Raw genomic sequence first — 14,722 nt, 5'->3', positions numbered from 1 at the left:
GGATTCTTTGCGCATTTACAGGTTTTCATATAATTTATTTGAAGTAGCACAATAGGTTACTTTATTTTTCTATATCATCAAAGTTTTCTGCAGTGGTGATCTCATTTACCTGTGTGCAGAGAGGTTCAAAGTCTTTTTTGATAGTTTCTAAATCAAGTCCAAGCCCTTCACAGGTCTCTGTATTTACTGTTGCAGTTCCGTTGTCAAATGTTTCAACAGCTGTCTCGGCCGGTTTCGCCCCATCTACCAGAATGTCTGCGATCATATCAGCAGTCTTCTGTCCAAGGTTCGCATAATCGACACCATAACCTACAAATGCACCGTTCAGTGCAAAGGAATCTGCTCCTGTATAATGTGGGATTCCCGCATCAATAAATTTTTCATAAATAGAAAGCTCTGCTGTCATGATGGTATTATCTGTAGGTGTAAAAACTGCATCCACACCGTCAGCGATCAGTGCCTCTGCTGCAAGCTGAACTTCATCTGTTGTAGTTCCGGTACGCTCAACGTATTCGATACCTTCTTTGTCCAGATAATCCTTAGCTTCCTGGATTGCTGTTGTGGAGGAATCCTGTCCTACATCATAGAGAAGTCCGATCTTCTTTACATCCGGATTCTGCGCCTGGATCAGTTTCATGATAGAAGAAGTATCCAGATAGTCGCTGGTTCCTGTAGTATTTGCACCTGGAGCATCCAGAGAATCTACAAGTCCGGATCCTACCGGGTCAGATACTGCGGAAAATACGACCGGTGTCTCGGTTCCTTCTGTTGCAGACTGCATACGCATCGCTACCGGTGTTGCCACACCAACCATCAGGTCTACGTTGTCAGCCTGAAAATCGGAAATGATCTGTTCCATAACGCTGGCATCTGCATTACAGTTATCATAAGATACATCAAAGGTGACACCTTTTTCTTCGCCGAGCTCCTCAAGGCGGGACTGGATGTTATCTACGATCTGGTTCAGGGAGGCATCATCTACATAGTTACAGATACCTATTTTGAAATCATCCGCCATTACCGGTGAAGCCATCATCACACTGGCTGCTACTGCTGCTGCGATTACTAACATTCTTTTTTTCATAGTCTTTTTCCTCTCTCTTTCTGCATTTTATGCGTTACTGTTCACTTTGTTCACAGTACTTTTATGTTCCATGAGAAAAAAAGAACCGTCCCAAGCTATGCTTGAGACGGTAATAATTTCTTATTATCGCGGTACCACTCAAATTGACGTATCGTCCACTTTCTCATGTACAAACATACACTCCTGATTGATAACGGGTTCGGTTCCCGTCAGTGCCTACTCTCTGGATTCAAATTTCGGACTGCCCTCGGAAGGCCATTCGATCATCCGCTTCATACAGGCTTCCACCAGTACCTGCTCTCTGGAATGTTGCCGGATCATTTACTCTTCTTCCTCATCGGTTTTGTTGTTTTATACTTTACCACACGAAATTCTCCCTGTCAATCATTTTTTGACTTCTTCGAGATTTTTTCACTGTCAAAGGTATCGCAATTAATCCTGCCTTAGTTCTTGAAGCTGTGGATCGGAGCCGGGATACGTCCGCCTCTCTCTACAAATGCCTCACAGGAGAACTGGTTTACTGGCATGATCGGTGCATAACCAAGGAGTCCGCCAAACTCTACGGTCTCGCCTACGCCCTTGCCGATCACCGGGATCACTCTGACTGCTGTTGTCTTCTGGTTGATCATACCGATCGCAGATTCATCTGCAATGATTCCGGCGATGGTAGATGCCTTGGTATCTCCTGGGATTGCGATCATATCAAGACCTACAGAGCAGACACAGGTCATAGCTTCGAGTTTCTCAAGTGTCAGTGCACCAAGATTTACAGAATCGATCATTCCCTGATCCTCGCTGACCGGAATGAACGCACCGCTTAATCCGCCGACTGCCTGAGCTGCCATAACGCCGCCCTTCTTGACCTGGTCGTTCAAAAGTGCAAGAGCTGCTGTGGTTCCCGGTGCTCCTACTCTCTCAAGACCGATCTCCTCAAGGATCTCAGCAACACTGTCGCCGATCGCCGGTGTCGGAGCCAGGGAAAGGTCAACGATGCCGAACGGCACACCAAGACGTTTGGATGCTTCCTGTGCAACAAGCTGGCCTACACGTGTTACCTTGAACGCGGTTCTCTTGATCATCTCACAGAGTGTCTGGAAGTCTGCTCCACGAACGGATTCCAGAGCTGTCTTGACAACGCCAGGGCCGCTGACACCAACGTTGATGATGCAGTCTGCCTCTGTTACGCCATGGAAAGCTCCTGCCATGAACGGGTTATCATCCGGCGCATTGCAGAATACGACCAGTTTCGCGCAGCCAAGGGAATCCTGATCTCTGGAAGCTTTTGCTGTCTCCAGAACGATCTCGCCCATTAATTTGACCGCATCCATGTTGATACCGGTCTTGGTGGAACCAACATTTACAGAACTGCACACGCGTTCTGTCACAGCAAGTGCCTGCGGGATAGAACGGATCAGAAGTTCCTCTGCCGGTGTCATTCCCTTGCTTACAAGTGCAGAATATCCGCCGATGAAGTTGACTCCGATGGTCTTGGCAGCTCTGTCAAGAGTTTTGGCAACGGATACGAAATCCTCGGTGGAGTGACATGCCACGCCGCCTACGAGAGCGATCGGTGTCACGGAAACTCGTTTGTTTACAACCGGGATTCCAAACTCTGTTGCAATCTTATCACCGGTAGCTACGAGGTCTTTTGCCTTTGTGGTGATCTTGTCATAGATTTTCTGGTTCATAGTGTCAAGGTCACTGTCGATACAGTCCAGAAGGCTGATTCCCATGGTGATGGTACGCACATCCAGATTCTCCTGCTCGATCATTTTGTTTGTTTCGTTTACTTCAAAAATATTTATCATGTCGGTGCTCCTTTGTATAAGGTTTATCAAGGTTTTAGATTCTGTGCATTACATTGAAAATATCTTCATGCTGGCAGCGGATCACTACACCGATCTTGTCGCCGATTTCAGAAAGTTCCTTTGAAATAGTTGCAGCATCCTTCTCTGAACCGCTGGTGTCTGCAATCATCATCATGTTAAAATACCCCTGTACGATAGTCTGGGAAATATCCAGAATGTTTACGTTGTTGTCTGCAAGATAGGTACATACCTTTGCAATGATTCCTACGGTGTCATTTCCTACTACTGTAATGATTGTTTTTTTCATGACTTTCTCCCTTTCTCTTATACGGTAACTGCCTCAGAAGCAAAATTTCTGTGCGCTACCTGAATTCTGAAATCTTTTGATTTGTAAGGGTTGTCTCCCAGTGTTACCTCTGAACATACAGTCTCGTAAGCAAGTTCTTCGTAATTATTTTCCCTGCTCAAATGTCCAAGAAAAATTGCCTTCATGTTGTCATGGAGGAGACGGCACAGAAGCCTGCCTGCATTTTCGTTGGACAGATGCCCTCTGTCACCCAGAATCCTCTGTTTCAGGTAATAAGGGTATCTGCCTACCTGAAGCATCCGGATATCATGGTTTGCTTCCAGAAGAAGGGCATCCAGATTCTGAAGATTTTCGACAATATACTCATCATATTTACCAAGATCCGTCGCGATCCCTACGGAGCTGTCTCCACATTCCACGCGGTAGCCAACAGGCTGTGCCGCATCGTGGGGGATGCCAAACGGATTGATGGTCAGATCTTTGACATGAAAAGCTTCATCCTCCCGAATCTCATGAAAGATCCCCTCAGGAAGTTTTCCCAGGGATCCGCTCTCCAGCATTGCATCTATCGTCCCTTCCGTCGCATAGACCGGAAGTCCGTATCTGCGCGCGATCACTCCAAGTCCCTTGATGTGATCAGAATGCTCATGGGTGATCAGGATCCCGTCCAGGTCGCGTCCGGTAAGGTCAATGCTGTTAAGCCCTGCCTCCATCTTCTTCCCGCTAATCCCGATATCCACCAGCATATGTGTCTGCTCAGATCCTATGTAAATACAATTTCCGCTGCTGCCGCTTGCAATACTGCAAAATCTCATAATGCCCTGATCCCTTCTTCGATCTGACGCCATGTTTCGTCCAGATCTCCATTATTCTGTATGATATAATCCGCATGTTCCCGGAAAAATCCTTCCGTTGCCTGACGTGCGATGATGTTTTCGGCTTTCTCTCTTGTGTAGCCGCGGCTGCTCATCAGACGTTCGATCCGGATTTCCTGGTCTGTATGAATATACCATACTTTGTCACAAAATGCATCATAATGATCTTCCAGAAGAAGTGCAGCCTCCACTATCATGAGCGTATAGCCTGCCTTTTTTTGTTCTTCGATCTTATCCAGAATATAGCTTTTTACAGCCGGATGGATGATATCATCCAGTTTCTGCCGCATTTCTTCATGGGCAAATACTACATCAGAAACCATCTTCCGGTCAATGGTTTTATCATTTTTTATGATTTGTTTTCCAAATAATGCAATCACCTGCCCATAGCAGATGCCGCCCGGCTCCATGACAAGATGACCGATCTTGTCCGCCTGGAGCACACAGGCATTGTATTGTTTTTCGAGATGGTCAAGGACAGTGCTCTTGCCGGCACCGACCCCGCCAGTGATTCCTATGATCTTCATTTTATTTTGCCTCATACCAGTTTTCGCCTTCGTGCATGTCGATCTCAAGCTCCACGGAGAGATGTGCAGCACCCTTCATTTCTTCTTCCAGGATCTTTGAAACGGTTTCGATCTCTTCTTTCTTTGTCTCGATCAGAAGCTCATCGTGTACCTGAAGGACAAGCCTTGACTCCAGTCCTTCCTGTTTCATCCTCTCATAGACGCGGTTCATCGCAATCTTGATGATATCTGCCGCACTTCCCTGGATCGGGGAGTTCATCGCCACTCGTTCGCCAAAAGACCGCTGCATGAAATTACTGGATTTCAATTCCGGTATCGGGCGGCGGCGTCCGAGCATGGTGGACACATAGCCTTTTTCTTTGCCCGTTGCAACGAGTTCATCCAGAAATCCCTTGATCTTTGGATAAGTTTCAAAATATTTCTCGATATAGGCAGCCGCCTCTTTGCGGGTGATGCTTAAGTCCTGACTGAGTCCGAAGGAGCTGATCCCATATACGATACCAAAGTTGACCGCCTTGGCGTTTCTTCGCTGCAGTGGTGTCACTTCGTCAAACGGAACGTGGAATACCTGAGATGCTGTCAGGCGGTGGATATCCTGTGCCTCTCTGTATGCCTGGATCAGCTTCTCGTCCCCGGACATATGCGCGAGTACTCGAAGTTCGATCTGCGAGTAGTCTGCATCCAGAAATACAAAACCATCTTCCGGCACAAAAACTTTGCGGATCAGCCGTCCGAGTTCCATTCTGACCGGAATGTTTTGAAGGTTCGGCTCCGTACTGCTGATACGTCCCGTCGCTGTGATCGTCTGGTTAAAGGTGGAATGGATCCTTCCATCCGGTTCGATCACGGCACTCAGTCCGTCTGCATAAGTGGATTTGAGTTTCGCAAGCTGGCGGTATTCCAGGATATTTTTGATGATTTCATGTTCCGGTGCAAGTTTCTCAAGGATATCTGCGGCTGTAGAATAACCTGTTTTTGTCTTCTTGCCGCCCGGGATCCCCATTTTTTCGAACAGAATCACACCGAGCTGTTTCGGGGAGTTGATGTTGAATTCTTCTCCTGCCTGCTCCCAGATCATTTTTTCCAGTTCCTGGATGCGGACGCTTAATTTTTCTCCGTAGCTCTTTAATTCTTCGCCCTTGACACGGATTCCCCACTCTTCCATGGAATTCAGGGTAAATACCAGCGGAAGCTCGATCTCTGTGTAGACTTTCCACATTTCCGTCTCGTGGAGGGTTTTTTCGATCGGTCCTCTGGACGCCAAAGCTGTATATGCCACATAGCAGGCGTAGGTCCCCAGTCCTTCGGAGGATTTTTCCCAGGCTTTTTGGATGCTGTCCTTGCCAAGAAGGTCCTCACGGGTCGGAAGGAGTTTCCCATCGAGATATTCCTTTGCCACGTCGTCGAAAGTGTAGGAAGATTTCAGCGGATTCAGAAGATATACACCGATTCCTGTATCAAACACATGGGAAGTTTCTGTAAGTTTCACATGTTTCAGAACGCTCTTGACATCCATGCAGCAGAGGACCGTCGTGTCGGCGAGTTCTTTTAATTTACCGCAGAGATAGTCGCCTGTCATAAGCCCCTGCGCCGGAATATGATAAACTTCCTCTTCCTCCAGTGCGATCCCGACTCCGTAAACGTCTTCCCTGTCACAGAGAAGTTCTACGCCGACATAAGGCTTCGCTGCTGCCTTCTGGAAAAGTGCCTCTGCCCCAGAAAGGTCTTCGCAGGTAAAAAAGTCATCTGTCATCGTCTGCTGTGACACACTTGCCGCATCAAAACGGCTCAAAAGGTTCTTGAATTCCAGACGTTTGCAAAGTTCGTAAGCTTCCGGCGTATAAAGATCCTGAAGCCTTGCCTCCTCGTAGGCAAATTCCAGCGGGCTGTCCGTGTTGATCGTTGCCAGGGTCTTGCTTAAGACTGCCAGATCGTAGTGCTCCCTGAGAGATTCCTTCGCCTTGTTTGGCTTCACTTCCTCGAGATGCTCGTGTGCATTCTCAATGGAGCCATACTGTACGATCAGTTTGGTCGCTGTTTTCTCTCCGACACCCGGGATCCCCGGGATATTGTCGGCGGAGTCTCCCATCAGGGCCTTGAGCTCAATGATCTGCGGCGGTGTTACCTGATATTTCTCCAGAACCTGCTCTGCATGGAAATTCTCGATCGTTGTCTTGCCCCGGGATGTCTTTGGCAGACGGATCATAATCTTGTCTGTCGCAAGCTGGAGAAGGTCACGGTCTCCGGAAAGGATTGTGACATCCATCCCCTGTTTCTCACTTCGGAACGCCAGTGTGCCAAGAAGGTCATCTGCCTCATATCCTGCCATGGATACGGTCTTGACTCCCATGGACGTGAGTACTTCCCGGATCAGAGGTACCTGCTCACGCAGTTCTGACGGCATCGGCTTTCTCGTGCCTTTGTATGCCTCGTACATCTTATGGCGGAACGTCGGCTCATGAAGGTCAAACGCAACAGTCAGATAATCTGGTTTTTCCTCCTCAAGAATGCGGAAAAGGATATTCAAAAATCCATAAACCGCGCCTGTATGTTTCCCCTCTGAATTGGTCAGATCCGGAAGCCCATAAAAAGCGCGGTTCAGTATGCTGTGTCCATCTATCAATAATATTTTTTCACTCAAGTTTCTGTCCTCCTGTTACATTTTGGCTCACACTCGATGCTCTTTATTTCCCTAATATAGCAAAGATCACAAACACGCACAAGGCCACAGCGGCTGCCATGCAGATAAGCCCCAGCGTAAAACGAATCCCCCTCTTCTGCCGGATAGAGCGTCTGGATCTCCGGATCTCCTGCTCCAGAAGTTTCTTAAAGTCAAGGACTGTCCCGTCCTCCTTCTCATCAAGCTGCTGCATTGCCTCATGTACGATAAAATAAGTCTCCAGTTCATCATAGCAGGAGGGACAGGTCTCTATATGATCCAGAAATTCCTCCAGTTCATTCACAGACAGACTGTGATCGATAAAACGTGTGACCATACTCTCTGCTGTTCTGCAATCCATTCCCGACACCGACTGCACCTCCCTTATTTCTGTCTGGCTGCCCATTCCGACCGGGCAGTATTCATTCTTCTTCGTAGTATAGCATAAAAAAAGACAGTTCTCAACGAATTTCGCCGGAACTGTCTTCTGTTCTTCTGCCGCACGCTCAAAATAGCGGTGTCTTTTATTCTTTTGTAAGGCTTACACCCGGGATCTCTGACGGAGCCTCAAGGATCTTCATGAATTCTTCGCCTGTGATCGTCTCATGTTCATAGAGATACTTCGCCAGCTCATGAAGCTTGCCGATATTATCCTGAAGGATCTTGAGCGCCTTCTCATGCTGGGTGCGGACAAGGTCTACAACCTTCTTGTCCAGAAGTGTCTGTGTCTCAAAAGAGCATGCAAGGCTGGAATCGCCGCCAAGATACTGGTTGCTGACTGTTTCCATCGCAACCATATCAAAATCATCACTCATACCATAGCGTGAGATCATCGCTCTTGCGATCTTGGTCGCCTGCTCGATATCGTTGGATGCTCCGGTTGTGATGGAGTGGAAGATCAGCTCCTCCGCCGCACGTCCACCGGTGAATGTAGCGATCTTGTTTTCCAGTTCTTCTTTGGTCATGAGGTAGTGTTCCTGCTCATCGACCTGCATGGTGTATCCAAGCGCACCGGAAGTACGCGGGATGATCGTGATCTTGTGGACCGGTGCGGACTCTGTCTGCTTCGCAGCGACCAGCGCATGCCCGATCTCATGGTAGGATACGATCAGTTTCTCCTTGTTGGAAAGCACACGGTTCTTCTTCTGATAACCGGCGATAACAACCTCGATACTCTCCTCGAAGTCTGCCTGTGTTGCGAACTTACGTCCGTCACGGACAGCACGGAGAGCTGCCTCATTGACGATGTTGGCAAGTTCTGCACCGGAAGCACCTGCTGCTGCCTTGGCGATCTCGTCAAATCTGACGGTATCTGCAATCTTGATCTTCTTCGCATGGACTTTGAGGATCTCCTCACGTCCCTGGATATCTGGAAGTTCTACAGGGATCCTCCGGTCAAAACGTCCCGGACGGAGAAGTGCCGGGTCCAGGGAATCCGGGCGGTTTGTTGCGGCAAGGATCACAACACCCTTGGAGCCGTCAAAACCATCCATCTCTGTCAGAAGCTGGTTCAGTGTCTGCTCACGCTCATCGTTACCGCCTGTGAATCCGGCACCGTCACGCTTCTTACCAATGGTATCGATCTCATCGATGAAGACAATACAAGGTGCTTTCTCATTCGCCTGTTTAAAAAGGTCACGGACCTTGGCGGCACCCATACCAACAAACATCTCTACAAACTCAGAACCGGAGATAGAGAAAAATGGTACTTCTGCCTCACCTGCAACAGCCTTGGCAAGAAGGGTCTTACCTGTTCCTGGAGGGCCTACAAGGAGGGCACCTTTTGGCATGGAAGCTCCGATCTCTGTATATTTGTGCGGATTGTGGAGATAGTCAACGATCTCTGTCAGAAGCTCCTTCGCCTCGTCCTCTCCTGCCACATCAGAAAACTTGATCCCTGTGGATGATTTGACGTAGACTTTGGCATTGCTCCTTCCAAAGGACATCGCTCCTCCAGGGCCGCCGCCCATGGATGCCATCATCTTCTTGCTGAGCCAGCGTCCGATAAAGATAAAGATCACGATCGGCACTACATAGCTCAAAAGAAGTGTCATAAAGATAGACGGGCTCTCAGGAAGTACTTCGTCCATGGTCACATCTGCATCCAGCAGACGGTTTACAAGATCCGGGTCGTCCATTTTGACGGTCTTGCAGAGAACGGCATCGTCTGAATCCTCGGAGCCGATCTCATAGTAAATATAATTTTCTTCTACTGTGGCCTTGGTGACTTCACCCTTCTCCACGCTCTGTATGAAAGTAGAATAATCTGTCTTCTGCACGCTTCGTTCCTGCACTGCCGGAACTACGAGCATGTTCAGAAGAATGATAATGATACCGGCAATGATGTAATAGACATACATTGGTATCTTTTCTGGTTTCTTGTTACCAAATTTCATTTATCTTCTGTCCTCCATCTCTTCGAAATCATTCGGTATATTCAGCATTCCCGTATTCTTTCGAAATCATTTATGTCATGTACCATACCATTTTTTTCATGGTTATTCAATGTTCATTGTATGAATTTTTATAAACTTTTCATAAAGCGTTTTTCGACTGGAAGTTATTTAAGGGCAGAAAAAAGCTCCCTGAACCATTCAGAGAGCTTCTGTAAGTGCCGCTGGCCGGACTCGAACCGGCACGGTTTCCCGCTTGATTTTGAGTCAAGTGCGTCTGCCAATTCCGCCACAGCGGCACAAGAACCGAAAATTATATTATCATAATTTCCGGTTCCCTGCAAGTGTTTTTTGGAATTATCTGTAATAATAACAAAAATTATTTGTAAAGTTTATCTTCGTCCTCAAGAAGTTTCTCATAGATCGGGAAGCTGTCGAAAGTTGCAAAATAATCCTTCGGTGTCTCTGCTCTTCGGATCATCTCGAAGCTTCCATCCTCATGGAGAAGGATCTCTGCGGATTTGAGTTTACCATTGTAATTGTAACCCATTGCAAATCCGTGTGCTCCTGTATCGTGGATTACAAGCAGGTCGCCCATCTCGATCTCCGGAAGGTAACGGTCGATCGCAAATTTGTCGTTATTCTCGCAGAGAGATCCTGTGATGTCGTAGAGATGATCGCATGGTTTGTCCTCTTTGCCCATAACGGTGATATGATGGTATGCACCATACATAGCCGGACGCATCAGGTTTACTGCGCAGGCATCTACACCGACATATTCTTTGTGGGTGTGTTTCTCATGGATGGCTTTTGTTACCAGGCAGCCATACGGTCCCATCATGAAACGTCCAAGTTCTGTGTAGATCGCAATGTCGTCCATTCCAGCCGGAACAAGAACTTCCTCATATACCTTGCGGACACCTTCACCGATCACTCGGATATCATTCGGAGTCTGATCTGGTCTGTACGGGATTCCGATTCCACCGGAAAGATTGATGAACTTGATGTCTGCTCCTGTCTCTTCGTGAAGTTTTACTGCCAGTTCGAACATTACTTTTGCAAGCATCGGATAATACTCATTTGTTACGGTATTGCTGGCAAGGAATGCATGGATACCGAAATTCTTGGCTCCTTTGGATTTGAGGATACGGAAAGCATCAAAGATCTGCTCTGTTGTCATTCCGTATTTTGCATCTCCAGGGTTGTCCATGATATCATTGCTGATCTTGAACACACCGCCCGGATTGTAACGGCAACTGATCGTCTCCGGGATCTTGCCTACAGCACGCTCTACTGCTTCGATATGTGTGATATCATCCAGGTTGATGATTCCGCCGATCTCATCTGCATAACGGAATTCTGCTTCCGGAGTATCGTTGGAAGAGAACATGATATCACCTTTTTTGCATCCGATCGCCTTGGAAAGCATCAGCTCTGTCATGGAAGAGCAGTCGCAGCCACAGCCGTACTCCTGAAGGATCTGGATCAGATACGGGTTCGGAGTTGCCTTTACAGCAAAAAATTCTTTGAAGCCTTTGTTCCATGCGAATGCTTCTTTTAATGCTTTTGCATTCTCGCGGATTCCTTTTTCATCGTAGAGATGAAACGGTGTCGGATACTGTGCTGTAATCTCTTTCAGCTTGTCTAATGTTACAAACGGCTCTTTTTTCATAATGTATATCTCCTCGTTTTTATTATTACCTGTTATTTCACATGCTGATGCGTAAACAGATGATCCTGACAATACTCATAATTTCCATTGCATTTGGAACAGAATCTGAATTCCAGGTTCGGATCGTCCTTCTCTGTTCTGCCGCAGATTGCGCATTTGTGCTTGGTGATACCTCCTGTTGCCGGATTGACTCTGCTCTGTGCGACCGCTTTCTTGAACTCTCTTCTTCTGTGAACTTCCTTAGGATTATATCGCTGCATGTTTCTTGTGCTGAAGAAGAACAGCACGAAGTTCAGAAGAGAGGCTATGATCGGAACTACATATACCCAGAGTCCCATTCTCAGATAAGTGATCATATCGTAGAGAACCATCACACCATAGACGATTGCCATCCATTTCATCTTGATCGGGATCACAAACCACAGAAGGATCTGCATATCCGGATAACTAAGGGCATATGCCAGAAATACTGATAAACTTATATAATAAGTATTAAATAAAGATCCAATTCCATAGGCCCCTGTTATAAAATAGAGAATAAATGCGCCGATCACAGAGAATAAAATTCCCGAAAATATATAAAGCGTATAACGGAAACTTCCCCAGGTACGTTCCAATGATGTTCCGATAGGATAATAAAAAAACACAATAGCAATCACAAACCAGAGAACATTACTCATGCTTGGCGGATAAATCACCCATGTTATAATACGCCATATCTGTCCTCGCAAGATCAATGCCGGTTCCAGACTCAGCAGACTCAGCAGACTTGGATTAAAATAGGCAAGAAAATACCCCACCACATAACAGATGATCACATACATCGTCAGGTTCTCAACCCCGAATCGTCCAAACTTACGTTCCAGTTTATCAATCCAATTCATAAAATCACTTTTTCTCCTTTTCAGTCATTATACTGTTTGGAAAGATGAATCCCCCTGCTAGAAATGTTAGAAATATTTCTTTTTTGACAGGAAGATCGCCGCCACGATACTTGCCACGATCGAAAGCAGTATGACGATCAGGAATCCCCACTGTATGCTGGAAAACGGCATACCTGAGGGATTCAGATTCATTCCATAAGCGCTGAACACGATCGTCGGGATACTCATAACGATCGTGATCACAGACAGGATCTTCATGACGTCATTCAGGTTGTTGGAAATAACTGACGCAAACGCATCCATCATGTTGGCAAGGATACCACTGTAGATATTCGCCATCTCGATCGCCTGCGTGTTCTCGATGATAACATCCTCAAGAAGTTCGGTGTCCTCCGGATACTTCTTGATGCTCTCGATCTTGATCAGTTTCTCCAGAACAGCTTCATTGGAACGAAGAGATGTCGTAAAGTATACCAGTGATTTCTCCAGTTCCAGAAGCTCGATCAGCTCCTGATTTCGCGGTGAAAAGTGTAGTTTCTCCTCCACCTGTTCACTCTTCTTGTCAATAATACGCAGATAGCGCAGGTACATACTTGCATTTCTGTACAAGATCTGCAGGATAAAACGTGTCTTCATATAAGTAAAGAAATTGCGGACACGCCCTTCCATAAATCTCGTCAGTACCTGTGTGTCTTCCAGGCAGATCGTAAAGATCATTTTGTCTGTGACAATGATACCAAGCGGAATAGTACCATACCAGTCCTTATCATTACGCTCCTCGATCATCGGGACATCCACCAGGATCAGTGTGTAAGTGTCCTCTACCTCGATACGGGAACGCTCTTCCTCATCCAAAGGAGCTCGCAGGTCGTCGACCTCAATCTGGAACTGTTCTGAAATTTCAAAAATCTCTGTCGCTGTCGGATTTGTCAGTGCAACCCAGCAGCCGTCCTGCGGTTCCTGAATCTCATGGATCGCTCCATCTGATGTTCGAAACATTCTAACCACGATTCCACTCCCCTTCCACTCTTATTTGTCTGTTACTGCTCATTTCATTCACAGCAACTTTTGTTAACCCATAGGTCAAACACAATTTTCATTATAAGTTGTGTGTTGTTCTTTGTCAATTCCAACCGTTTTGGATTTACACAATTTTAATAGAAGCACCGGAAACCTTGTCTATCCTGTTGTTTTTCACGGGTTAACGTGTTAAAATATGGTTGTCTGCATGGTTTTTACCATATCGGACAGTATATTTCAGGAAGGAATCATATATTTATGAATAAATCAAGTTTTGGGAATCATTTTACCGTTACCACCTGGGGAGAATCCCATGGCAAGGCTCTCGGAGCTGTCGTAGACGGCTGCCCTGCCGGTCTTTCTCTCAACGAAGAAGATATCCAGAAATTCCTTGACCGCCGTAAGCCTGGTCAGAGCCGCTACACCACCGCACGTAAGGAAGGCGATCTTGTAGAGATCCTCTCTGGTGTCTTTGAGGGAAAAACAACCGGAACTCCGATCTCACTCATAGTCAGAAACACAGACCAGCGTTCCAGGGATTACGGCAACATCGCTTACACCTATCGTCCGGGACATGCCGATTTTACGTTTGATGCCAAATATGGTTTCCGTGATTACCGCGGAGGCGGCCGTTCTTCAGGACGTGAGACGATCGGTCGTGTGGCAGCAGGGGCGATCGCAGCAAAGATTCTTGAAACTCTCGAGATCTCTTTCTACACCTACACCAAATCTATTGGACCTGTAAAGATCGAAAGTTTTGATGCAGAAGAGATCAGCAAAAACGCTTTCTATATGCCGGACGCCAAGGCAGCCGAGGCAGCAGGGGCTTATCTAGAAGAATGCATGAAGAATCAGGACAGCGCAGGCGGTATCATCGAATGCCGAATCAAAAACGTTCCTGCCGGTCTCGGAAATCCGGTCTTTGAAAAACTGGACGCCGTTCTTGCCGAGGCAGTCATGTCGATCGGTGCTGTCAAAGCGGTGGAGATTGGCGATGGAATCCAGGTTTCTGCGATGAAAGGCTCCGAGGACAACGATGGTTTCCATATGGAAAACGGACAGATCACCAAGAATTCCAATCACGCCGGCGGCATTATGGGTGGAATGAGTGACGGAAGTGAGATCATCCTCCGCGCTGCGGTCAAACCGACCCCATCGATCAGCCAGCCACAGAATACCGTCACAGACAGCGGAGAGGAAACTTCTCTTGAGATCCATGGCCGCCATGATCCTGTTATCGTGCCGAGAGCCGTTGTTGTTGTAGAGTCCATGTGCGCCCTGGCGATCGTGGATGCACTTTTTTCCAATATGACATCCCAGATGGATCGTATTCAGGAATTTTACCAGAAATAATATTCAAAAACTTCCCATACCATATCGGTGTGGGAAGTTTTTGGATTTACCAGATGTTTCAAACACATATATTGGCTAGTCTGATCGAGTAGGAGACGGCTTTTGCCGCCGACCTCTCACACCACCGGACATGCGGTTCC

The 14,722-nt window shown here is 47.0% G+C and carries 12 protein-coding genes, 1 tRNA gene and 1 other annotated feature; of the genes, 1 reads left to right on the top strand and 12 read right to left on the bottom strand.

Annotated elements, in window-relative coordinates; all coding sequences use genetic code 11:
• Positions 1–61: 61 nt before the first annotated feature.
• The 12 genes from DXC01_RS18855 to DXC01_RS18795 form a co-directional block, all read right to left on the bottom strand.
• The gene (locus tag DXC01_RS18855; protein WP_118699609.1) at positions 62–1,084 is read right to left on the bottom strand and encodes an ABC transporter substrate-binding protein; all 1,023 of its coding nucleotides are present in this window, start codon (positions 1,082–1,084) and stop codon (positions 62–64) included.
• A 99-nt stretch (positions 1,085–1,183) separates the two neighbouring features.
• Positions 1,184–1,431 (bottom strand) — a binding site (T-box leader).
• Positions 1,432–1,527: 96 nt separating this feature from the next.
• Entirely contained in the window at positions 1,528–2,892 is a 1,365-nt protein-coding gene (locus tag DXC01_RS18845) for a PFL family protein (protein WP_022215457.1), read from the bottom strand.
• 34 nt (positions 2,893–2,926) lie between these two features.
• Positions 2,927–3,199: an ACT domain-containing protein gene (locus DXC01_RS18840; protein ID WP_022215458.1), complete on the bottom strand. Its 273-nt coding sequence runs from the start codon at positions 3,197–3,199 to the stop codon at positions 2,927–2,929.
• Positions 3,200–3,216: 17 nt separating this feature from the next.
• Positions 3,217–4,014, bottom strand: a complete 798-nt coding sequence (locus DXC01_RS18835; RefSeq protein ID WP_118699608.1) for an MBL fold metallo-hydrolase — start codon at positions 4,012–4,014, stop codon at positions 3,217–3,219.
• The gene (gene coaE / locus DXC01_RS18830) at positions 4,011–4,601 is read right to left on the bottom strand and encodes a dephospho-CoA kinase (protein WP_118699607.1); all 591 of its coding nucleotides are present in this window, start codon (positions 4,599–4,601) and stop codon (positions 4,011–4,013) included. Before coaE ends, DXC01_RS18835 begins: the two co-directional genes overlap by 4 nt.
• 1 nt (position 4,602) lies before the next feature.
• Positions 4,603–7,242 carry a DNA polymerase I gene (polA, locus tag DXC01_RS18825; RefSeq protein ID WP_118699606.1) on the bottom strand — a complete coding sequence of 880 codons (2,640 nt, stop codon included), beginning with the start codon at positions 7,240–7,242 and terminating at the stop codon, positions 4,603–4,605.
• A gap of 43 nt (positions 7,243–7,285) precedes the next feature.
• On the bottom strand, positions 7,286–7,621 hold the full coding sequence (locus tag DXC01_RS18820; RefSeq protein WP_118699610.1) for an anti-sigma factor family protein: 336 nt from the start codon (positions 7,619–7,621) through the stop codon (positions 7,286–7,288).
• 163 nt (positions 7,622–7,784) lie between these two features.
• Positions 7,785–9,656, bottom strand: a complete 1,872-nt coding sequence (gene ftsH, locus DXC01_RS18815) for an ATP-dependent zinc metalloprotease FtsH (protein WP_118699605.1) — start codon at positions 9,654–9,656, stop codon at positions 7,785–7,787.
• 216 nt (positions 9,657–9,872) lie between these two features.
• A tRNA-Leu gene (locus DXC01_RS18810) sits at positions 9,873–9,952 on the bottom strand.
• A gap of 80 nt (positions 9,953–10,032) precedes the next feature.
• Positions 10,033–11,325, bottom strand: coding sequence for a diaminopimelate decarboxylase family protein (locus tag DXC01_RS18805; protein WP_022214632.1), 1,293 nt, complete (start codon positions 11,323–11,325; stop codon positions 10,033–10,035).
• Between the two features lie 32 nt (positions 11,326–11,357).
• Positions 11,358–12,209 (bottom strand): hypothetical protein, encoded by an 852-nt coding sequence (locus DXC01_RS18800; protein WP_118699604.1) that lies wholly within the window; start codon positions 12,207–12,209, stop codon positions 11,358–11,360.
• A 66-nt stretch (positions 12,210–12,275) separates the two neighbouring features.
• On the bottom strand, positions 12,276–13,217 hold the full coding sequence (locus tag DXC01_RS18795) for a magnesium transporter CorA family protein (protein ID WP_022214634.1): 942 nt from the start codon (positions 13,215–13,217) through the stop codon (positions 12,276–12,278).
• Positions 13,218–13,487: 270 nt separating this feature from the next.
• On the opposite strand from DXC01_RS18795, the gene aroC reads away from it, so the two are divergent.
• Positions 13,488–14,582 (top strand): chorismate synthase, encoded by a 1,095-nt coding sequence (gene aroC / locus DXC01_RS18790; RefSeq protein WP_118252380.1) that lies wholly within the window; start codon positions 13,488–13,490, stop codon positions 14,580–14,582.
• The last annotated feature ends 140 nt before the right edge of the window (positions 14,583–14,722 follow it).

It is taken from the genome of Blautia sp. OM07-19, assembly GCF_003481595.1.
Lineage (GTDB): Bacteria > Bacillota > Clostridia > Lachnospirales > Lachnospiraceae > Blautia_A > Blautia_A intestinihominis.
This window is presented reverse-complemented; position numbering and strand designations above follow the sequence as displayed.